This window comes from Roseiflexus sp. (assembly GCF_057785375.1).
This window is the reverse complement of sequence record NZ_JBYNRX010000019.1, coordinates 1-20,783: the sequence shown is the minus strand read 5'-3', so window position 1 is coordinate 20,783 and position 20,783 is coordinate 1. Positions and strand designations below refer to the sequence as shown.

The following is a 20,783-nucleotide window of genomic DNA, read 5'->3' as shown; positions in this document are numbered from 1 at the left end:
CATTCGTGGCGCCAGGCGCAACGGTCCACGCACACTGGCAGGCGTGTCGGGGACGCATGACTCACACAAAGGCGCAAAGGCGCAACGATGCCGGAAGACATCCGGTGTGCCATGCACGCATCAGCCCGGTGGAGGCGCGTGTCGAACGGCTGCTGGAGCGTGGTATGATGTAGTGTGAACGATGTGCTGAAGAGCATCTCCATATGTCCGACGACGTGTTATGCCTCACCGACGTTGGTCTGTACTGTCCTGCTGGCGACTTCTACATCGATCCATGGCAGCCGGTGGAGCGCGCGGTGATTACCCACGCGCACAGCGACCACGCGCGCCCCGGAAGTGCGGCGTACCTGGCGACGCGCGATGGTGAGCGCGTGTTGCGCACGCGCCTCGGCGCCGAGGCGCATATTGAAACCCTCGCGTATGGCGAGGTCGTTTCGATTAACGGCGTCGATGTCTCGTTCCATCCCGCAGGTCATATTCTGGGGTCGGCACAGGTGCGTGTAGCGTACCGCGGCGAGGTGTGGGCAGTCAGCGGCGATTACAAGACTGAACCGGACGCGACATGTGCGCCGTTCGAGCCGGTTCGCTGCCATACGTTCATTACCGAATCGACGTTTGGACTGCCGATCTACCGCTGGTCCCCTCAGGAAAGCGTGCTGGCGCAGATCAATGAGTGGTGGCGGCGCAACCAGCAAGCACGCAGAGCCAGCATTCTGTACGCCTATGCGCTCGGCAAGGCGCAGCGGCTGCTCGCCGGTCTCGACGCTGCCATCGGACCGATCTTCATCCACGGCGCGCTCGTCCGTCTGACGGAAGACTACCGCGCTAGCGGCGTGACGCTTCCGCCTGTCCGATACGTCGGCGAAGCGCCACGCGGATTTGACTGGTCACAGGCGCTGATCCTGGCGCCCCCTTCAGCCCATGGCACACCATGGATGCGCCGGTTTGGCGTCGTCTCCACTGGCTTCGCGTCTGGATGGATGCGCATCCGTGGAACGCGGCGCCGTCGTGCCATTGACTGCGGGTTCGTCCTTTCCGACCACGCCGATTGGCCCGGACTGCTGGCAGCGATTGACGCGACCGGCGCCGAACGGGTATGGGTGACGCACGGATACGCCGCCGTGCTGGTGCGCTGGCTCCAGGAACACGGTCGTGACGCAGCGGCTGTTCAGACGCGCTTCGAGGGCGAACCGGCGGATAGTTGAAAGTGCGAAGGTTGCAGGTGGGAAGGTGGGAAGGTGGGAAGGTGGAAGGTGGAAGGTGGGAAGGTGGGAAGGTGGGAAGGTGGGAAGGTGGGAAGGTGGAAGGCAAACTTCTAACCCCTAACCTCTAACTCCTAACTCCTAACCCCTAACTCCTAACTCCTATGCACACATTCGCACAACTCTACTCTACTCTCGATGAGACGACGAAAACCGGCGTGAAAGTCGAGGCGCTGACGCGCTACTTTGAATGTGCAGAACCGGCGGACGCCGCGTGGGCAATCTTCTTCCTCATCGGTCGGCGGGTGCGCCAGGCGGCGCCATTGCCGACGCTGCGCGCCTGGGCGGTCGATGCGGCTGGCATTCCCGATTGGCTCTTCGGCGAGTGCTACGATGCCGTCGGCGACTTTGCCGAAACGGTCACGCTCCTGCTGCCGGAACCTGGCGAGTGGTCGGTGGAAGTGGATCGGTCAGTTCTGCCGTTTGCGGGCCCGCAACCGCTCCACCGCTGGGTCGAGGAGGTGTTGATCCCTCTCCGTACCCAGGACGAAGCGAAGCAATGTGCGATTGTACGCGCAGTCTGGGCGACGCTTGGCGGAACCGAACGCTTCGTGTGGAACAAGCTGATCACGGGCACATTTCGGGTTGGCGTCTCACAGCAACTGGTTGTGCGGGCGCTGGCGCGTGTCAGCGGCGCCGATCCCGCCGCGATTGCCCACCGCCTGATGGGTGAGTGGCAGCCATCCGCCGCTTTCTATCAGGCATTGCTGGTGCCCGAAACTACCGATGCCGACGTGAGCCGTCCCTACCCTTTCTGCCTGGCGCATCCGCTCGATGATCCGCCCGAAACGCTTGGTTCAATCAGCGAATGGCAGGCGGAATGGAAGTGGGATGGGATTCGCAGCCAGTTGATCCGTCGTGCCGGGCAGACGTTCCTCTGGTCGCGCGGCGAAGAACTGATCACCGATCGTTTCCCCGAAATCGCGGCGATCGGCGCATTGCTCCCCGATGGCGTCGTCATCGATGGCGAGGTTTTGCCGTGGAAAAATGGCGCGGTGTTGCCGTTCGCGCAGTTGCAACGCCGGATCGGGCGCAAGAATCTGACGCGCACCGTTCTCGACGAGGCGCCAGCCGTGCTTCTGGCATACGACCTGCTCGAGTTCAACGGCGTTGATGTGCGGGAACAACCGCTGGAGTGGCGAAGAGCCGAACTGGAGCGCCTGATTGCCGCCTGCGCGCCGGACGGTCAGGCGCTCCTGATTTCGCCGGTGGTCGCCGCCGTCGATTGGGACGACCTGGCAGCGCAGTGGGCCGCCTCGCGCACGCGCAACGTCGAAGGTCTGATGCTCAAGCGGCGCAGTTCACCCTACCGCGTCGGGCGGGTGCGTGGCGACTGGTGGAAGTGGAAAGTTGCGCCCTACACCATCGACGCCGTACTGATCTATGCACAGCGCGGCAGCGGCAAACGCGCCAGCCTCTACACCGACTACACGTTCGCCGTGTGGGACGGCGACCGCTTGATGCCATTCGCCAAAGCGTATTCCGGTTTGACCGATGAGGAGATCCTGCAGGTTGATGCATTCGTAAGACGAAATACTGTGGAAAAATTCGGACCAGTGCGCACCGTCACGCCGGAACTGGTCTTTGAACTGGCATTTGAGGGCATTCAGCGCTCGAGTCGTCATAAATCGGGGATTGCCGTTCGCTTCCCGCGTATTCTGCGCTGGCGGCATGACAAGCGTCCTGCCGATGCCGACACGCTGGAACAGGTGCGCGCACTCCTGCCGAAAGACTAATGAAGCTCTTCTATTCTGACACGTTCGTTCTTCCTTTGCCAGTGGGCCATCGTTTCCCGATTGTCAAATACGCTATGCTGCGCGAACGGGCATCGGCTGAGAGTCTCGGGGATCTGATCGTTCCTGAATCTGCCGGCGATCGCGACATTCTGCGCGCTCACGCCGCTGATTATCTGCGCCGCATCACAACCGGCGCAATGAGCGACCGCGACATGCGCCAGATCGGCTTTCCCTGGTCGCCACAACTCGTCGAGCGTTCACGGCGTTCGGTCGGCGCAACCATCGCTGCCTGTCGCGCGGCATTGAATGGCGATGGATTGGCTGCAAGTCTGGCAGGCGGCACCCATCACGCCTTCGCCGACCATGGCGAGGGGTATTGCGTCTTCAACGATTGTGTGATCGCAGCGCGCGCCATGCAGGCGGAAGGTCGCGTCCGGCGGGTTGTCATCATCGATTGTGATGTCCATCAGGGAAACGGGACTGCCGCCATCCTCGCCAGTGACGAGACCATTTTTTCGTTTTCGATCCACGGCGCCAGGAACTACCCGTTTCGCAAAGAGCGCAGCGATCTCGACATCGCACTCGAGGACGGAACAGGAGACGCCGCATACCTGGCGGCGTTGGAGGCAGGGTTGCGCCAGGCAATCGAGCGCAGCCGCGCCGACCTGGCGATCTACCTGGCAGGCGCCGATCCTTATGAATACGACCGACTTGGACGCCTGAAGGTGACAAAGGCGGGTCTGCTGGAACGTGACCGGATGGTGCTCGATGCCTGTCAGCGCGCGGGTATCCCGCTGGCAATCACAATGGCTGGCGGGTATGCCCACAACATTGCCGATACGGTTGACATCCACATCGCTACATTGCGCCTGGCTGCGTCAATGTCCAGTTGACCCGCAGCACGGGGAAGCGGGGAGTGAGGGATAACCGCGTATCGAAGCGAATCCAATCTGTCCTATGTCCCCTGGCGTCGCTGGCGCTGATATGCGCGCACCACGCGCTCGACCAGCCGTTCTGGGTCGCCATCGAGCGCCACGTCTAACCGCGCCTGCAATCCCTCGCCGAGGTGCGCTGCCAGCCGCCGACGCACCGGCTGCGCCAGGTTGCGGCGCTGATCGAGAAAGTCGTACAGCAGGGCGTAATCGTCGGGTGTGAGCAAACTGATATCGATCAGATCAGTCGTATCACCGGATGGCGGCGAAAGGTTTAGTGTATCGCTGTTGACCAGACTCTCCAGCGTCACATCGGCGCGTTCGCGCACTACCAGCGTGCTGGCGGCAAGATCGCCCAGCCGCCGCGCCCGCCCGTCGATGAACATGGCAATCACACCGATGCCGTACAGAAACGGCAGGAAGTCCACAATTCTGATGAGATTGCGAATGATCGATCCCGTGACCGTAATCGGGCGTCCTCCCTCCGAAACGACCCGCAGCCCAATCAGGCGCTTGCCGGGACTTTGCCCATTCCAGGTCAACTCGAAGGTGATGTAATATCCCCACAAAATGGCAAATCCCAGCGCCGCGCCGATTGCGACAAAGATGCTTTCGGCAAACTCGATCACGTTTGCAATTTGCGCCAGGGCAAAAAACAAAACACCTTCGGCAAGCGCGATCAGGACGCTATCAACAATCGCCGCCAGCAACCGCGAACCGATCCCGGCTACATCGTATGCCAGTTCGATCTGTTCTGGGGTCTCAACAATATAGTCGCCAGAGCTCATGAGCCCGTCCCCTGGTGTGAGTTTATGCCCGGTATGTCGGCAATCTCTTCCCGGTCGTTGTTCCGGTCAAACTGATCATCGTTGATCGACTGTTTTCTGGGCATCTGCCGCTGATCGCCAGACATTGATAACGTCATCGCCGGTTGCTCGGTTCCCGGTTCTCGTAACCCCTAACCCCTACCTCCTACGCCCGCTCTGCATCATCCACCTGCGTCTCCATCATATCAGGCGCTTCAATGGCGCTATCGAGATGCGACATATCATTGACCACGAGGATGCGCCAGTCGTTCGCCATGCACGCAATGACCGACAACGACGTATTGCCGACGTGCAATGGGCGCGGCAATACGCCAACCTTATCACGCGCAGCGTGAAGCAACAATGCGCGCGCGGGACCGCCGTGCGTCACCAGAGCGATGGTCTGTCCTGGGCGCTCACTCATCAAGCGTTCCACCGCACCAACGACGCGGTCATAGAGTTGTCCAAAGGTTTCACCGCTGCCGCCACGCGGCACGTCCTCACCCGAGTGCAGCCGCTCCCACAGATCGTGAAACCGGGTTACGACCTCATCGCGGGTTAGCCCGCTCCACGCGCCAACATCGATCTCACGCAGCGCGGGCAGCGGCGCCGGGGTGACATCTAGCCGGTTGGCGATCAGCGTGGCGGTTTCCCATGCCCGTAGCAGGTCGCTGCTGTAGATCGCATCAAAGCGGATGCGTTGTCGGTGGAGATGCCCGGCAAGACGCTGCGCCTGCCCCCGTCCTGTATCGTTCAACGGAATATCCGCCTTGCCCTGCCAGCGTCCCTGCAGATTCCAATCGGTCTGACCATGCCGGATGATGTAGAAGGTGGTCATTGCGTTTCTGTGTCCTCCATGCATGTGCTCATCAGACGCGCACAGCGTCCCCTGGCGTCCACCTGTCTCATAAGAGATTATATATGCACATGGCGAAGATGAAATCTACTGCGTCAATGGAACCAGCGACGGCTTGATCCGCAGCAACACGCCGCCAAACCAGAGAAGAACACCGCTCCAGACCACGAACAGCGTCAGACTGTACGCCATCCAGCGTCCGCCGGGGCGCAATGCCAGCGGCGCCAGAGCAGCGCCCGCCGCCAGGCAGACAAGCGGCGTTGCAAAATAGATGTAACGTGTCAGCAATTGAAGAAAGACATACGAGAGGAAAAAGGCGATGCATACCGCCACCATAGATAGCACAATCGTGCGTTGAAGCGGATGGCGCCGGTGCGCCATGAACAACAACGGCAGCCCGACCGCTGCCAGTGCCAGCACCGGTGGCAGAAACCCCAGCATCAGTCCACGTTGCACCAGATCAACGCGCTCTGGCCACAACGCCAGCCCTTCGGTAAACGATGCAACCGGATCAAGTGTGGTCGGACTGCGTGGAGCATTCGCCAGCGGCGCGGCAGCCGGCATAAAGTACATGAGCACGGCGCCTGTTCCCGCAAGCAACAGCCCGGCAACCATGGCGCGCCATCCATGATCGGGCAGGACGCGCCATCCGATCAGCGTGATCAGTCCCAGGAAAGCCGTGAGTGTCACCAGTGCGCTGATGTGGGTGGTCAGACACAGGATCGCAACAATCGTGAAGAGCGCAAAGAGCGACCGGTCTGGTGCGCGTGTCAGGCGCAGCAGCAACCAGAGAAGCAACGCCCACCACACCTGTGCGATGGCATTGGCGGCAAATCCCCACCACATCATGGTCATCGAAATTGGCAGGGCGACGTGCAGCGCCATTGCAAACAGCCCGGCTCGCGCCGAGAGACCGAGTTCGCGCGCAATCAGGAGCAGCAATGGTGCGATCAGCGCATCCAGCGCCGCCACGCCAGCCTGCATCGTCAGGCGCATATCGTTAAGCGCCAGATGTAGCGGCAACAGGACGATGTAGGCCGCGGGCGGGTTGAAGGTTTGCCGGTTCTGAAACTCGGCAGGAGTTGAATAGAAGAACAACTGCCCGCCAGCGACGGTTCTCAACCATCGGGTATGGACATGGATATCGCGCGCGTCGAAGAGCGGATGAACGGCGCCTGCCAGTCGCACAAGCAGCGCGGCTACGAGCAGCGCCCACGCGATCCGCACCTGCAACTGGGTGATCCAGGTCGCCGGTGATGGGTGCGTTGAAGGATCAGTGTCGGTTGTCGGCTGCAATGCTCGCACCAGACGCGGCGCAACCAACCATGTGGCGCCCGCCAGTAGCGCAGCGACGGTCAGCCAGTGGATTAATCCCAGCCCTACCCATAACGGTTCAATGACGTTCAGGAAAACCAGCGTCGTTGACGCCAGTAGCCCGACAACCGCTGGGACCGCGCCGGGCAGCGTCAGCAGCGCGATCAGCGCCAGGGTTAGTCCGAGCAACAGCGCCTGACCGGCGAATTGACCTGTCACCGGGCTGCCCGGAGAACTAAGTGCACGCAGTGTTATCCGGTCGATTGCAATGCCAACTGATCGGGTTTCCCCGAATGGGGTGTATGTCTCGCTGATCAGCGACATATCGATGGTCGAACGTAATGCAGCGTCTGGCAACAGAATAGTGTACGTGCGCAGTGCGCGTTCAGTCTGAAATACGCCCCACAGTCGTTCCCCTGCGAGCAAACGCACACATGGCGACGGAACGCCTTCCGGTCGCCAACCATGCGCCCGAATCTGCAAGATCCGGTACCGATCACTGAGGTTCGGGAACATGATCGTGGTATGCTCTTCGGTCCAGCGATAGTCTTCCGATGGGTTAGACTCTCTGCCATGCACGCCGCGCAATATGGTGTGGTCCCCCCACTGACCAACGTCCACGCGCAATTCAGTTGCTGCATTAAGGCTATACCATAACGCCGGCAGTGTCAGGAGCCAGATGACTGCCAGCCAGAATGCTGGACCGTGAGTTATGTCATGACGTATTTTCACCATATGTGCGTTCGGTGTCGCCGGGGTGCTGCCGATGCATCAGAGCTTATTTCTCCTGATCATCGTCGTCCTTCTTCCGCTCTCCCAGCCCGACCGATTCGCCTGCCAGACGGAGCGCTACCCGCGTTTGCAGGATGATCTGGTCCAGCAGCGACGGGTCGGGCGCTTCGACTGGCAGTTCCATCACGAAGTGGTTCAGCGCCTCTGATTTCACACGCAGCAGGTCGTCGAAACCAGCAGCGGGATGATCGCGGCGAAAGGCTTCGAGGTGAAGTTCGACAAATTCGCGCAACTTTTCGGCGGTGTCAGGCGTCAGGTGCGCCGCAGCGCCGCCAATCACGCGCTTTTCTCCGGCTGGCAGCAGATGCCCGACCACCACATCACCCGGCGTCAGACGGCGCGACGCTGCGCTGTCGGCAATGGCATACGACTGCTCGCTCAACAGGTCATGCACCTCGATGTCCTGCCCTTTGCGCACAGCGTCAACGATAAAGGCGCGCAGCCCGACACCGGTCCACTGCGGCAGCAACTGGCGCTCCGCTTCGCTCAGATCGAGCGACGCAGGGTCCTCCGCCAATCGCTCGACCAGGGTGCGCCCATCGTCGAAGCGATAGTCGAACGCCAGCCAGGTCAGGAAGCGGTCGGCACCACGGTCTTCCAGATCGTCGAGTTCGGCAATCTGCTCTGGAGCGTATTTGCCGTTCCAGAAGCGTTGCAGCGCATCAGGGACAACTTCTGGTGCAGTGCGTGCGGCATCGATCACTTTCGGCATCAGGGTATCGACGGCGCGTCGCAAGCGCAGTTGTTCGGCGCGCGCGGCTTCTTCAATCGGCAGGTGACAATGTTTGTATTTCTTGCCGCTGCCGCAAGGGCAGGGGTCATTCCGCCCAATCGCCGGCATACGCATCTCCTGGATGGTACGAGGCTATCCGATCTCCCATTCGCGCAGCACTGCTGCGGTGTGTTCGCTGTGTTTCGGCGCCGGCGCCTCAAGCAGTGCGCCTCCGAGAGTAAATGGCAGCGGTGCATATGCACGCGCTTCCGTCAGCGTCGCCGCTACAGCGCACGGTACATCGGCAGCGCGCAGCAACGCTTCCCACTCCTGCGCCGGACGTTCCGCCAGCAATGCGGCTACCTCCGCAGCCAGCGGCGCCTGATCGATCTCGGCAAAATGTGCGCGCCACGCCTCCTGCCCGACAGCGTCACAGAAGGCGTTCCAGAACTTTTCTTCGAGCGCCGCCAGCGCCAGGTAACGACCGTCGCTGCATTGGTACAGCCGGTAACCGGCGCGGTTGCCGCGCAGCATGTCACCAAATCGAAACGGCAGACCCATCTCGGCGCGTTCCAGCACCAGCAGTGCGCCAATGCTCTCTTCGAGCGTGACCGGCACATGCCGCCCCTCACCGCTAACGCTGCGCGCCACCAGCGCCGCAACAATGCCAAGCGCAGCGAATAATCCGCCTGCCAGATCAGCCAGCGGCAGCGCCGGCGGCGCTGGCGGCGCGTCGGTCAGACACAGCGCGCCGGCCACCGCCTGATAGGTCAGATCGTGCCCCGGCGCACTCGCCCGCTGGCTCTCAGCGGCGTACCCCGCCAGCGAACAGGTGATCAGACGCGGATTATCGCGGCGCAGCGACTCCAGCCCGACGCCAAAGCGTTCCAGCACGCCAGGACGAAAACTTTCCACCAGCACATCGGCGCGTTTCGCCAGTTCACGCAGCACACGCTGGCCCTCTGCGTCGTTCAGATCGATGACAATGCTTCGTTTGCCTCGATTGAGCGTCGTAAAGATCGGGTTCATTCCGTCGGGACCATGCGGCGGCAGCAGACGCAGGTAATCGCCCATGCCCGGCGGTTCGACCTTGATGACCTGCGCGCCGAGGTGCGCCAGCAGAAGGGTCGCATACGGACCGGGGATCAGGCGCGAGAGATCAAGGACGGTTGTGCCGCTAAGCGGTGCATTGTTCATAGCCCATCTCAGATGACCGTCACCTCGGTTATCAGGGTTGCGCCCCATTGACCGGCGCTTCTTCAGCGGGAGTGGGTGGTGCGCATTTGTTGCTGCTGCGTTCGCACAGCGCACAGGCGATGACATCCATCATATGATTGACATAGACAAAGTTCAGCCGCCGCTTGACGTGCGTCGGGACTTCTTCGAGATCAACGGCGTTGCGCCGTGGCAGAATAATAGTCAGAATACCGGCGCGATGCGCGCCGAGCACCTTTTCCTTGATCCCGCCGACGGGCAACACTCGTCCGCGCAGCGTGATCTCCCCCGTCATCGCTACATCGCGGCGCACCGGCCTCCCGGTAAACGCCGAGATCAGCGCCGTCGCCATCGTGATCCCGGCAGATGGTCCATCCTTGGGAACGGCGCCGACCGGCACATGGATATGAATATCGGTCGTCTCGAAGCGCTTGGGTTTGATGCCAAGCGCTTCGGCATTGGCGCGCGCAAACGAGAGCGCCGCCTGCGCCGACTCGCGCATCACTTCGCCAAGTTGCCCCGTCAGCGAGAGCACGCCGCGTCCCTTCATCAATGAGACCTCAACCGCCATCACATCGCCGCCGTTAGCCGTCCAGCTCATGCCGGTCGCTACCCCGACCTCGTCGTGCTGCTCCGCCAGACCGTAGAGATAGCGCGGCGGACCCAGGTAGCGGGTAAGGGCAGACGCCTGAATAATATGGGCATGATGACGACCTTCCGCCAGGCGTCGCGCTACTTTCCGACAAATGGCGCCAATTTCGCGTTCGAGGTTACGCACACCTGCTTCATAGGTATAGCCCCGAATCATCTGACGCAGAGCGCTATCGCTAAAGCGCAGCGCTGTGCCTGGCATCCTCGATAAAGCCTCCGGGTCTTTCGTCAGCGCCACGGCGCTCTGTGTAACGTACTCAGGGGTTGCGAGACCGTTCGCTTCCAGTTGACGCGGAACCAGAAAGCGGCGTGCAATTTCCAGTTTCTCTTCCTCGGTGTATCCCGGCAGATGAATGACTTCCATGCGATCACGCAGCGCCGGTGGAATCGGGTCGAGCAGGTTGGCGGTGGTAATGAACAACACGCGCGACAGGTCATACGGCAGGTCGAGATAATGGTCGGTAAATGCAACATTTTGCTCCGGGTCGAGGACTTCGAGCAGCGCCGAAGCCGGGTCACCGCGAAAATCGCTGCCCAGTTTGTCGATTTCATCGAGCATAAAGACCGGATTGATCGTTCCGGCATCTTTCATCGCTTTGACGATCCGCCCCGGCATCGCGCCGATATAGGTGCGCCGGTGTCCGCGAATCTCCGCCTCGTCGTGCACGCCCCCCAGCGAAATGCGCACAAAGCGCCGTCCGAGCGCTTCGGCGATTGAGCGACCAAGTGAGGTTTTTCCCACGCCGGGAGGCCCGACAAAACAGACAATCGGCGACTTGAGACGCGGGCCGGCCAGCATTCGCGCGGCCATGAACTCCAGGATCCGCTCCTTGACGCGCGGCAATCCGTAGTGATTGCGCTCGAGCGTTGCGGCTGCGCGCACCAGGTCGGTATCATCTTCGGTCTGCTGGCTCCAGGGCAGATGGATCAACCAGTCGAGATAGGTGCGCAACACACTATACTCAGGCGAGGCTGGCGGCATCATCCCCATGCGCTCCAGTTCTTCGAGCGCTTTTGCCTGAGCGCGCTCAGGCATTGCCGCCGCCAGAATCCGCTCGCGCAGTTCGTCCATCTCACGCTGGATCGGGTCGGTCTGCCCCAATTCGCGCTGGATGGCTTTCATCTGTTCGCGCAGAAAGAACTCGCGTTGCGACCGATCAACTTCCTTCTGAACCTGGGTGTGAATGCGACTTTCGAGTTCGAGGACATCGAGTTCCTGCGAGAGCATGATCGACAGACGGCGCAGCCGCTCTTCGATATCGAGCGTCTCCAGAATCTCCTGGCGACGCGGTACATCGAGCGGCAACGTCGAGACGATCAGATCTGCCAGCCATCCCGGTTCACCGACGTTCATCGCCATGATGTAGGCGTCGTCGGGCAGGGTGCGCGACAGTTTGACGACCTTCTCGAATAATGAGAGCACCGCGCGCATCATGGCTTCGACTGCGATGGTCTTTTCGGTGTTTTCGTAAATGGCGACGCTCTGCGCATGGAGCGCCTGCTGATCCTGCACGTATGCCACCACGCGCATCCGCCGCTGCCCCTGAACGACGATCGAGATCGAACCGTCGGGCATTTTGAGAATGCGCTGAATCACCGCTTCGACGCCGATCGTGTACAGATCGGCGGGTCCTACCTCCTCAATGTCGGGTTCGCGCTGCGCAACCGCCAGAATCGTGCGATCGCCGCTCATTGCTTCTTCGATGGCCGCCACTGAACGTTCGCGCCCGACGAAGAGCGGTGTCAGCATATGCGGGAATAACACGGTGTTGATCAGGGGCACAACCGGCAGCATGCGCTCCTGCCTCTGACCGTCGATCAGCGCAGACTCCGGATTGATTGGGAAATCGAAGAGTATCGGCGATTCTTCTGGCATAGCGTCCTCGTCAACTGCGGACTGTTCGCCAATGGTGTGCATGGGATTATAGCATGGTGCGGAAAGGCTGATGTTCAGCGTCGGCTGAGCAGACGTTCCACAGATGGTCCGTGCGACGAAACTACACGCATCCTGCCACGAAATCGAAATGATCTCGGCGAGCGACGTCGGCTATACTTGGAAGCAATGACGAGCGGCGATGCGCCGAAGAGAGAACGCTGCGGTGCAACTCGTGCAAAGAATATCGACAAAAAGGCTTCACATGGAGCGGACAAGTCGGTATAATACACCTTGCAACAGCGCAGGTGCTCCTGGCTTCACAAAGAATCTGCACTGATCGGGATATGCCAGCGATGCCACCCAGATATGTGCAACCCGGCGCCTTGCGCGTATGAGGAACCAGCCACACGTGCAGGTATCACCACATCGGACGACGCAGGAGATTCTATTCAGTCAGCAGCGTAACTATCACATCCGGAGGAACACCATGGTTGAGCTGATTGTTCAGATTGTCGTTGTGTGTCTCTGGGGCGCAATGATTACCGTTCACACTCGCCGCTTGCTGCGCCTCGCACGTGTCGAAGCGCCCGCGTCGCTTCGCGGTCGCCAGTTGCGCCAGAATCTGTCGCGTGTCTGGTGGTGGTTGGGGCGCGAAGAGTTCTGGCGCGCCGTTCAGATCGATGGGTTGCGCTGCACCCAGATCACCGTGATGCTCTTCTTGCTCGCCCTCGGACTGTTGGTGTAGCGAATGCTTCGGATCGGCGCTCTGCCGAATGTCGTTCTGTGTCTTCTTGTGTCAAGCGGCGGTCGGTCAGACAAGATGTTCGAACGCCTGGTTTGCACGGCGCAACGATCCACGACGCGCACCGGCGGTCGTGGACGCTGACCGCGCCCTGGCATGAGCAGCTCCGATAGGGCTTGCACTTGCGGTGAGCACGGTCGAACCGCGTCCTCAGCGAGGGCTTTCACCCGCAGCGCCCTGGCGCCCCGCCCCGCGCCCCGGCAATAACGGTTTTTGAATACTTCTTCCGCGATCCGGTGGCTGAAGCCGCAGGCTACGGCTGCAAAGCCCGCCTGCGCGGGCTAAACCGGGCGATGCCGGATTATTTGCTCAAAAACCATTATTGTCCAATGACCGCGGATTAGTATTACATACGTGACGGGGAAACAGGGTGCGTTTTCTGCCGGGTTATGAGGCAGTGACGCCCATGCGCCGTGCAAAAAGCATGCTCCTGTGCGCTCCAGGGATGTGCGCTGATCCTGCCCGTTCTTTGTCGCAACTGGTATAATACCCGCGATCAATGAGCAGCGCATTGAAAGTGTCTGCACCAATGCATCACTTCCCGATCCGACGATCGCAATCGCTGTGTGGCATCCTTGCCCTGCTCGCCGTTGCGCTCCTGTCCGCCTGTACAGGCGTGACGCAGGCGCCGACGCCGTCATCTATCCAGATAACTGCGTCGCCCACGGCTGCGCCGTCCATTGCTTCCTCGCCTGCGCCTGTTATCCCTGTGCGCCCGACAACGTCCACCATTACGCCCCTCGATGAACTGGCGGCAATGGCCGCTGCCGTCCCTGCTCCCCGTGATCAGCGCGCTATCAGCGCCGTGTTCAGCGGCGCCGACATCCCCGACGTTGCGCGGACTACGCCGCTCGATGTTCGGGTCGGTGCGATCGAGACCTTCTGGGTGGCTGATGTCTCGAACAATGTGAACTATACCGTGACAGCACAACTGCGCTATGCCGGCCCGGTTGTGCTGATGTACGTCGATACATCCCTCGATATTCCGCAACATCTGATCGAGCAGTCGGCGCAGGTCTTCGAGGAGCGAATTTACCCGCGCAATCGCTTCCTGTTCGGCGAGGAACGCATCCCCGGCGTCGATGGCGATGAACGTCTGACCATTCTCAACACTCGCATTCGCGGAGCAGGCGGGTATTTTTCCTCAGCCGACGGTGTGACGCGCGCGGTCAATCGCTTCAGCAACGAACGCGAGATGTTCGTCATCGATGCGGTCGCCTTCCCGCCTGGCAGTGACATCTACAACGCGACGCTGGCGCACGAGTTTCAGCATATGATCCACTGGCATTGCCAGCCGCGCAGCCCGACCTGGTTCAATGAAGGTCTCTCGACGCTTGCCGAGGACCTGAACGGGTTGGGCGACAACGGCGCTGCGCTGGCGTATCTGCGCAACCCCGACACGCAATTGACGACATGGATGCCAGGAAGCGGCGTGATGCGCCACTACGGCGCTTCCCAACTCTTTATGCGCTACGTGTACGAGCACTACGCCGGCGACACTCGCCCCGCCGACTGGATCGACGCCGATGTGGGGAATAATCCGCAGGCGCTCGCGGATCTCGCCGCACAACGGCGCGCGGACATCGGCAGTTTCGCGGATCTGTTCGCCGATTGGGCAGTGGCGAATGTTTTGAACGATCCAACCGCAGGCGACGGACGCTATGCGTATCGCGGTCTGCCGACGCGCGCTACGACTGTGCGACTCGAAGCGGGAACAACCTCCGCCACGGTGCGCCAGTTTGGGGTGGATTACCTGGGTCCGCTCGAAGGTCCGTTGACCATCGATTTCGATGGGACCGATACGGTGCAGTTGGTTGGTGCGTTGCCGCTTGAAGGGCGGTTCGCCTGGTGGAGCCACCGCGGCGATGAAAGTGTTTCCACTCTGACGCGACGCTTCGATCTACGCAATGTGCCGCGCGCAACGTTAACATTTCGCCTCTGGCACGAACTCGAGCGCGATTATGACTACGCTTTCGTGACCGTCTCCACCGACGGCGGTATGCGCTGGCAGACCCTCTCCGGCATTACCACGCGCACCGACGATCCCCAGGGACACAATCTAGGCGATGGACTCACCGGCATCAGCGGTGTGCCGGATGCCGCACTCGGTGGCGCGCGCGGACGCTGGATCGACGAACGTATCGACCTGACGCCATTCGCTGGTCAGGAGGTGTTGCTGCGCTTCTGGGTCATCTCCGACGCTGCGATCAACGGTCCTGGTCTGTTGCTCGACGACGTTCGTATTCCAGAGATTGCCTTCAGCGATGGTGCTGAAACCGATGATGGCGGTTGGGAGGCGATGGGGTTTGTGCGCACGTCCGGTATTCTTCCGCAGCACTGGATTGTGCGATTGGTGTTGTTCGATGGCGATGAGACGAAAGTCATTGCTCCCGCCCTTGATGCTCAGGGACGCGCCAGCGTACAACTGACTCCAGGGCAACGCGCCATTCTCCTGCTCAGCGGCGCTACGCCATTCACGACAGAACCGGCATCGTACCGTATCGATCTGTATCAGCCATAGGAGTCTTCCAATGACCGGCGAGCAACTGCGAGTGCTCATCTTTGGCGCCCATCCCGATGATGTCGATTTCACCGCAGGAGGCACAGCGGCGCTTTATGCACGTCAGGGGCACGAGGTGCTGTGCGTCTCGGTGACAAACGGCGACGCCGGGCATCAGACCGAAGCCGGCGCATACCTGGCGCGCCGCCGCCGCGCCGAAGCCGAAGCAGCCGGACGGGTCATTGGTGTGCGCTATATCACGCTCGATAACCACGACGGCGAACTGATGCCCACCCTGGAAAATCGCCGCCAGATCATTCGTCTCATCCGCCAGTTCAGGCCCGACCTGATCATGTCGCCGCGCCCGAATGACTATCACCCCGATCACCGCTATACGGCGCAGTTGATCCAGGATGCCTCATATATGGTGACCGTCCCGAATGTCTGCGCTGACACGCCGCATCTTGACATGATGCCGGTGATTGTGTACGTCAGCGACACGTTCCAGAAACCCTACCCCTTCACTGCGGATGTCGTCGTCGCCATTGACGAGGTGATCGATCTGAAATTTGCGATGCTGCACGCCCATACGTCGCAGATGTATGAGTGGCTGCCGTACAATCAGGGCATCCTGACTGAGGTTCCCGTAGGTGATGCCGAACGCCTCGCCTGGCTGCGGCGCCGTCTCGATGGACGGATGCGGCAGGACGCCGACCGGTTCCGCGCGACGCTCATTGCACTGTACGGCGTCGAACGCGGGCGCAGCGTCGTGTACGCCGAAGCCTTCGAGGGGTGTGAGTACGGCGCGCCTCTTACCCCGGAGAACCTGCATTGCCTCTTCCCGTTTTTTTCAGAACGACGCTGAACGGCGAATCGGACTGTCAGCGGGCGTTGCTCGTTGCGCCAACCTTTTGTATACTCACTTGTGGTCAGTCAGACAAGATGTTCGCGCCCCCGGCGCTCACGGCGCAACGATCCCACAACGCGCGCCGGCAGTTGTGGACGCTGACCGCGCCCTGGCATCAGCAGCCCCGGCGGGGCTTCCACTTGCGGTGAGCACCGTCGAACCGCCTGCAGTGTGCATGGTCGAACTGCGTCCTCAGCGAGGGCTTTCGCTCGCAGCGCCCCGGCAGTATGGACGAATGACTGCACATAAGTATTAGCAATGACTTCACTGCAAAAAGCAACCACGAAGGTCACAAAGGGACACACAGGAAATGCGCTTCATTTTTTATTCACCTTCGCGCGCTTCGTGTCCTTGGTGGTTAAGCCTTTGTACAGTGGACTCTGCAATGCGTTGGGGTATAATAACGCTAGACGACATTGTTGCAGGCAGAGCGATGACCACCTCCCCCACAATCGAAACGCCCGCCGCCGCGCCCCAACCGGTTCCGCCGCTCGTCTCAGGCGACCGGCTCTCGCGCGCGGAGTTCGAGCGGCGCTATCACGCCGCTCCCGACACGCTGCGCGCCGAACTGGTCGAAGGAGTGGTCTACGTGACGTCCCCCATCCGCTATCGTCAGCACGGTCGTCCGCACGCAATGATTATTGTCTGGCTGGGTGCATACGCGGCTGCAACGCCGGGGGTCGAACTCGCCGACAGCGCCACGGTGCGGCTCGACCTGGAGAACGAAGTGCAGCCCGACGCGCTGCTGCGACTGGAAGGCGGCAGGTCGCGCGTCGGCGACGACGATTACCTGGAAGGCGCGCCGGAACTGGTGGTCGAGATTGCCGCCAGCAGCGCCGCCTACGACCTGCACGACAAGAAGCGCGCCTATATGCGCAATGGCGTGCGCGAGTATCTGGTGGTGCAGATTGACGAACGGCGGATCGACTGGTTTGCGTTGCGCGACGAGGGGTACGCGGCGTTGCCGACGGCTGACGGAGTCGTGCGCAGCGAGGCGTTCCCCGGCTTGTGGCTGGCGGTCGATGCATTCTGGGCGAACGACCTGGCGCGGCTGCTGGCGGTGGCGCAGCAGGGGCTGGCAAGCGCCGAACACGCCGCCTTCGCGGCGCGCCTCGCTGCGCGTCAGGACCCTTGATGCCCGGGACGTTTGCGGGTATGAGGACGCCAGCAGGGGCGCGGTTCGGCAGGCTCACCGCCAGGGGCGCCGCTGCGCCTCGACGCTGCTCACGCCCGAAAGCCGCACCCGCCTGGTCGCAGCGAGAGACGGGGAAAGAGACCGCTGCCGCGCCGCGATGCCGCTCACGCCCGGTCGCAGCGGGCAGATGGGGAATGCGTCCGCCGCCGCGATGCCGCTCACGCCTGAAACCCGCAACCCTTGTGAGCAGGATCGAGTTCTGGCGTCGCTATCGTCCTCAGCAACGTGCGCCTCGTCTGCCAGAGCGATCACCCCAAATCTGGACAATCAAGGACGCGGAGCGGCTGACGGTGGCTGAGCCTGTCGAAGCCGGCTGAGCCTGTCGAAGCCGGCTAAGCCTGTCGAAGCCACTGTCAGCCGCAAGACAGTCAACTATCTGGTTGGTCGCGCTATAAGACGCGCCGCCCGGTGCAATCCGCGCAGGTCCGTGCTCCAGCGCAGGCTGTGCCCGCAGGCAATGTGAATCTACGTGGTCGCCGCTTGATTGGAATAAGCGCGCCCCGACGCCAGGCAACACGCGGCAAGGCGCAAACGCCGCCGAATGACGCCAGGGCGCGGGTTGGAGAGAGAGTATCATCCCTCTTTATGTCCGGCAGTGCGCCGGTCTATCGAAACAGTCGACGCAGTCTATCCGTTCCAGGGTTTGCCTGCGCTGGCGGGCGTCGGCTGCAACAGGCTCAGCGTGCGCTGACTGCACAACTGTCTGTATGAGATTTATGTTTGATGAGAACGGCTGTAGCTCCCACAGTTCGATCCTGATACTAATTTGCGGTCAGTCAGGCAAGATGTTCGAGCGCCCGGTTTCTACAACGCGCGTTGGCGGTCGTGGACTGCATGGACTGTGCATTGGCATCAGCAGCCCCAGCGGGGCTTTCACGTGCAGTGAGCATGGTCGAACTGCGTCCTCAGCGAGGGCTTTAGCCCGCAGCGCCCCGGCGTCCGCTGCGCGACCCGGCAGTATGGTACGAATGACCGCGCATTAATCATGATACGACAGGCTGGCATCAGGACTCAACATCGGGCAATGCTTCTTGATACATTGTGCTGTATTTTCTATCTCGGTCAAGAGTGTTGCCGCCGGTGCGATGCAATGGCATCGACCACATCCGGGGATCGGGCGCGCCTGCGTTCGGTAGGCGCCTGCACCATCGGGCGCCTACCGGTCGGGATGTCAGACTCCCCTTCTCCCCTGGTGGAAAGGGGGGACAACCGCTGTAGGCATCGGGATGAACAAACTCCCCCTTCTCCCCTGGTGGAAAGGGGGGGCAACCGCTGTAGGCATCGGGATGAACAAACTCCCCCTTCTCCCCTGGTGGGAGAAGGGGCAGGGGGAAGAGGGGGACAACCGCTGTAGGCATCGGGATGAACAAATTCCCCCTTCTCCCCTGGCGGGAGAAGGGGGCAGGGGGAAGAGGGGAAAACCGCCCTAACCCCTGACCTCCTCCACACTCGCATTCCACAACCACGCCCCCACCACAATCGCATAGTATGCTAGCAGCAGCCAGAGCGGAAACGGCGGCAACTGCACCGCTGCCCACGGCAACTGACCGAACAGACGCGCCCCCTCGGTCAACCAGGCAAGGAACAGATACGCCGGCAGCGCCAGCCATTGACCCAGCGGCAGCCAGATCAGTCCACCGACCAGCGCGATCGCCCCAAACAACATCGCCGACGGAACCATCGGCAGCATCACCACATTTGCCAGTGGCGCGATCAGCGACAGATTGCCAAAAGCGTAGAGAATGAGCGGCAGCGCCAGAATTTGCGCCGCCAGCGTCGCCGTGAGCGCTTCACGCGCCCAATCGAGCCACCCGGCGCGCAGCGGCGTGCGCATGAGCAGCGCCTCGGTTCCTTTGCCATACGCAAACAGTGATGCGGTTGCCAGTGCGCTCAGTTGAAACCCCATGTCCCACAGCGTCTGCGGATTCCACAGCGTCATCGCCCAACACGCCGCGAAGAGGGTCGTCCAGGCGTGCGCCGGGCGGTCCAGGCGCTGCCCGATTACCACGATACTGCCCATGACCGCCGCGCGAATGACCGTCGGCGTGGCGCCGACGAACAGCGTATAGACCCAGATGGTCATCAGAATGAGCCAGAATGCCCTGCGCCGCTCCAGTTTCATCCCATCCGCCAGACTGTACAGCGCCGCGCTGATGATTGTGATGTTCCAGCCGGAGATGACCAGGATGTGTGACGTGCCGGTGGCGCTAAAGTGGTCCAGTACCTCATCCGGGATCGACGATTGCAGCCCCAGCAGAATGCCGACTGCCAGCGCCGCCTGCGGTTCGGGCAGTTCGCGCAGCAACACCCGGCGCGCCTGATCGCGGAACCGGAGCAGCGTCGTGATCAACGGATGTCCCTGATCCGATGCGATCAGGCGCGTCTGTTCTGGTTTCATCAACGAGAAGATGCCGCGCCGCGCCAGATAAACCCGATAATCGAAATCGCCGGGGCGCGCCGCCGCGCGCGGCGTCGTCAGCGCACCGGTCAGTTCCAGCCGGTCGCCGTAGAACCGCTCCGGGTAGCGCGGCAGGGTCACCAGCGCCAGACCTTCGGCGGGGCGCCATGCATCCCCGATACGCACACTATCGGCGGCGAACACCACCCGTTGCCCGTCGGCAAGACGACGCGGGTCTTCGATCACGATACCGCGGATCTGCGCCTTGCCGCTGTCATTCAGCAGCCGAATGCTGTGGGGCGACACCGGAATCTCCGCTGCTGCCAGGCGCGCGCCACCGGCCGCTGCCACGCACAACGCCAGGAATACGAGCCGTGCACGCGGACTGCGACGCAGTGCGATGGCGGCAATGCCGCACCCGCTGCTGCCGGCGACCAGATGCCAGAGCGGCAAGTGTAGTGCATCAGCGAGAAAGATGCCGACCATCCAGGCAATGGCAAGAACAATCAGGGTCATCGTCACCCCCTGCTACTGCTACCGCATTCGTCAAGAAAAAGTTACGAGGGGAGGGGTCGATAACATCCCGCAGGGGTAGGGCGGGCTTTCGCCCACTGCGACGCGGCATTGCGCCCGCCTGCCCCTCCCCCCCGCCTCCCGCTCCCATCCGGGGAGCGAGGGAAATACCGCTCCCCTCCCCCCTCGTGGGGGAGGGGGAGGGGGAGGGGGATATGGTGTGGTCTCTGCCCGCCTGCCCCTAGCCCCCCGCCTCCCGCTCCCATCCGGGGAGCGAGGGAAATACCGCTCCCCTCCCCCCTCGTGGGGGAGGGGG

General features: G+C 61.7%; 14 protein-coding genes. 7 read left to right on the top strand and 7 right to left on the bottom strand.

Annotated elements, in window-relative coordinates:
* The first annotated feature begins 203 nt into the window (after positions 1-203).
* The 3 genes from AC3EA7_RS03435 (at position 204) to AC3EA7_RS03425 (ending at position 3,891) form a co-directional block, all read left to right on the top strand.
* Positions 204-1,205, top strand: coding sequence for a ligase-associated DNA damage response exonuclease (locus AC3EA7_RS03435; RefSeq protein ID WP_488612628.1), 1,002 nt, complete (start codon positions 204-206; stop codon positions 1,203-1,205).
* Positions 1,206-1,366: 161 nt separating this feature from the next.
* The gene (locus AC3EA7_RS03430) at positions 1,367-2,998 is read left to right on the top strand and encodes an ATP-dependent DNA ligase (RefSeq protein ID WP_488612627.1); all 1,632 of its coding nucleotides are present in this window, start codon (positions 1,367-1,369) and stop codon (positions 2,996-2,998) included.
* Entirely contained in the window at positions 2,998-3,891 is an 894-nt protein-coding gene (locus AC3EA7_RS03425; protein WP_488612626.1) for a histone deacetylase family protein, read from the top strand. The genes AC3EA7_RS03430 and AC3EA7_RS03425 overlap by 1 nt, the downstream gene beginning before the upstream one ends.
* A 62-nt stretch (positions 3,892-3,953) precedes the next feature.
* Here AC3EA7_RS03425 and AC3EA7_RS03420 read toward each other — a convergent pair whose 3' ends face one another.
* From AC3EA7_RS03420 to lon, 6 genes are all read right to left on the bottom strand, one after another.
* A complete protein-coding gene (locus tag AC3EA7_RS03420) occupies positions 3,954-4,718 on the bottom strand; it encodes an RDD family protein (RefSeq protein ID WP_488612625.1) in 765 nt (254 codons plus the stop codon).
* 184 nt (positions 4,719-4,902) lie between these two features.
* Complete coding sequence (locus AC3EA7_RS03415) at positions 4,903-5,574, bottom strand: histidine phosphatase family protein (protein WP_488612624.1); 672 nt, start codon at positions 5,572-5,574, stop codon at positions 4,903-4,905.
* 105 nt (positions 5,575-5,679) lie between these two features.
* Entirely contained in the window at positions 5,680-7,641 is a 1,962-nt protein-coding gene (locus AC3EA7_RS03410) for a hypothetical protein (RefSeq protein WP_488612623.1), read from the bottom strand.
* A gap of 43 nt (positions 7,642-7,684) precedes the next feature.
* On the bottom strand, positions 7,685-8,539 hold the full coding sequence (locus AC3EA7_RS03405) for an SEC-C domain-containing protein (protein WP_488612622.1): 855 nt from the start codon (positions 8,537-8,539) through the stop codon (positions 7,685-7,687).
* 24 nt (positions 8,540-8,563) lie between these two features.
* Positions 8,564-9,607, bottom strand: coding sequence for a CaiB/BaiF CoA transferase family protein (locus AC3EA7_RS03400; RefSeq protein ID WP_488612621.1), 1,044 nt, complete (start codon positions 9,605-9,607; stop codon positions 8,564-8,566).
* 31 nt (positions 9,608-9,638) lie between these two features.
* The gene (lon, locus tag AC3EA7_RS03395; protein WP_488612620.1) at positions 9,639-12,152 is read right to left on the bottom strand and encodes an endopeptidase La; all 2,514 of its coding nucleotides are present in this window, start codon (positions 12,150-12,152) and stop codon (positions 9,639-9,641) included.
* Positions 12,153-12,639: 487 nt separating this feature from the next.
* Between lon and AC3EA7_RS03390 the strand changes: the two genes are divergently transcribed.
* From AC3EA7_RS03390 to AC3EA7_RS03375, 4 genes are all read left to right on the top strand, one after another.
* Positions 12,640-12,897, top strand: a complete 258-nt coding sequence (locus AC3EA7_RS03390) for a hypothetical protein (RefSeq protein ID WP_488612619.1) — start codon at positions 12,640-12,642, stop codon at positions 12,895-12,897.
* A gap of 574 nt (positions 12,898-13,471) precedes the next feature.
* A complete protein-coding gene (locus tag AC3EA7_RS03385) occupies positions 13,472-15,475 on the top strand; it encodes a hypothetical protein (RefSeq protein ID WP_488612654.1) in 2,004 nt (667 codons plus the stop codon).
* Positions 15,476-15,485: 10 nt separating this feature from the next.
* Entirely contained in the window at positions 15,486-16,319 is an 834-nt protein-coding gene (locus tag AC3EA7_RS03380) for a PIG-L deacetylase family protein (RefSeq protein ID WP_488612618.1), read from the top strand.
* A 475-nt stretch (positions 16,320-16,794) separates the two neighbouring features.
* Entirely contained in the window at positions 16,795-17,496 is a 702-nt protein-coding gene (locus AC3EA7_RS03375; protein ID WP_488612617.1) for a Uma2 family endonuclease, read from the top strand.
* 1,486 nt (positions 17,497-18,982) lie between these two features.
* Here AC3EA7_RS03375 and AC3EA7_RS03370 read toward each other — a convergent pair.
* Positions 18,983-20,470, bottom strand: coding sequence for a ComEC/Rec2 family competence protein (locus AC3EA7_RS03370; RefSeq protein ID WP_488612616.1), 1,488 nt, complete (start codon positions 20,468-20,470; stop codon positions 18,983-18,985).
* Positions 20,471-20,783 lie beyond the last annotated feature (313 nt).

Bases quoted from the DNA above. Each gene is read 5' to 3' on its own strand.
- AC3EA7_RS03370 (WP_488612616.1), bottom strand. From the start codon at position 20,470: ATGACCCTGATTGTTCTTGCCATTGCCTGGATGGTCGGCATCTTTCTC.
- lon (WP_488612620.1), bottom strand. From the start codon at position 12,152: ATGCCAGAAGAATCGCCGATACTCTTCGATTTCCCAATCAATCCGGAG.
- AC3EA7_RS03405 (WP_488612622.1), bottom strand. From the start codon at position 8,539: ATGCCGGCGATTGGGCGGAATGACCCCTGCCCTTGCGGCAGCGGCAAG.
- AC3EA7_RS03430 (WP_488612627.1), top strand. From the start codon at position 1,367: ATGCACACATTCGCACAACTCTACTCTACTCTCGATGAGACGACGAAA.
- AC3EA7_RS03425 (WP_488612626.1), top strand. From the start codon at position 2,998: ATGAAGCTCTTCTATTCTGACACGTTCGTTCTTCCTTTGCCAGTGGGC.
- AC3EA7_RS03400 (WP_488612621.1), bottom strand. From the start codon at position 9,607: ATGAACAATGCACCGCTTAGCGGCACAACCGTCCTTGATCTCTCGCGC.
- AC3EA7_RS03435 (WP_488612628.1), top strand. From the start codon at position 204: ATGTCCGACGACGTGTTATGCCTCACCGACGTTGGTCTGTACTGTCCT.
- AC3EA7_RS03420 (WP_488612625.1), bottom strand. From the start codon at position 4,718: ATGAGCTCTGGCGACTATATTGTTGAGACCCCAGAACAGATCGAACTG.
- AC3EA7_RS03415 (WP_488612624.1), bottom strand. From the start codon at position 5,574: ATGACCACCTTCTACATCATCCGGCATGGTCAGACCGATTGGAATCTG.
- AC3EA7_RS03390 (WP_488612619.1), top strand. From the start codon at position 12,640: ATGGTTGAGCTGATTGTTCAGATTGTCGTTGTGTGTCTCTGGGGCGCA.
- AC3EA7_RS03375 (WP_488612617.1), top strand. From the start codon at position 16,795: ATGACCACCTCCCCCACAATCGAAACGCCCGCCGCCGCGCCCCAACCG.
- AC3EA7_RS03380 (WP_488612618.1), top strand. From the start codon at position 15,486: ATGACCGGCGAGCAACTGCGAGTGCTCATCTTTGGCGCCCATCCCGAT.
- AC3EA7_RS03410 (WP_488612623.1), bottom strand. From the start codon at position 7,641: ATGGTGAAAATACGTCATGACATAACTCACGGTCCAGCATTCTGGCTG.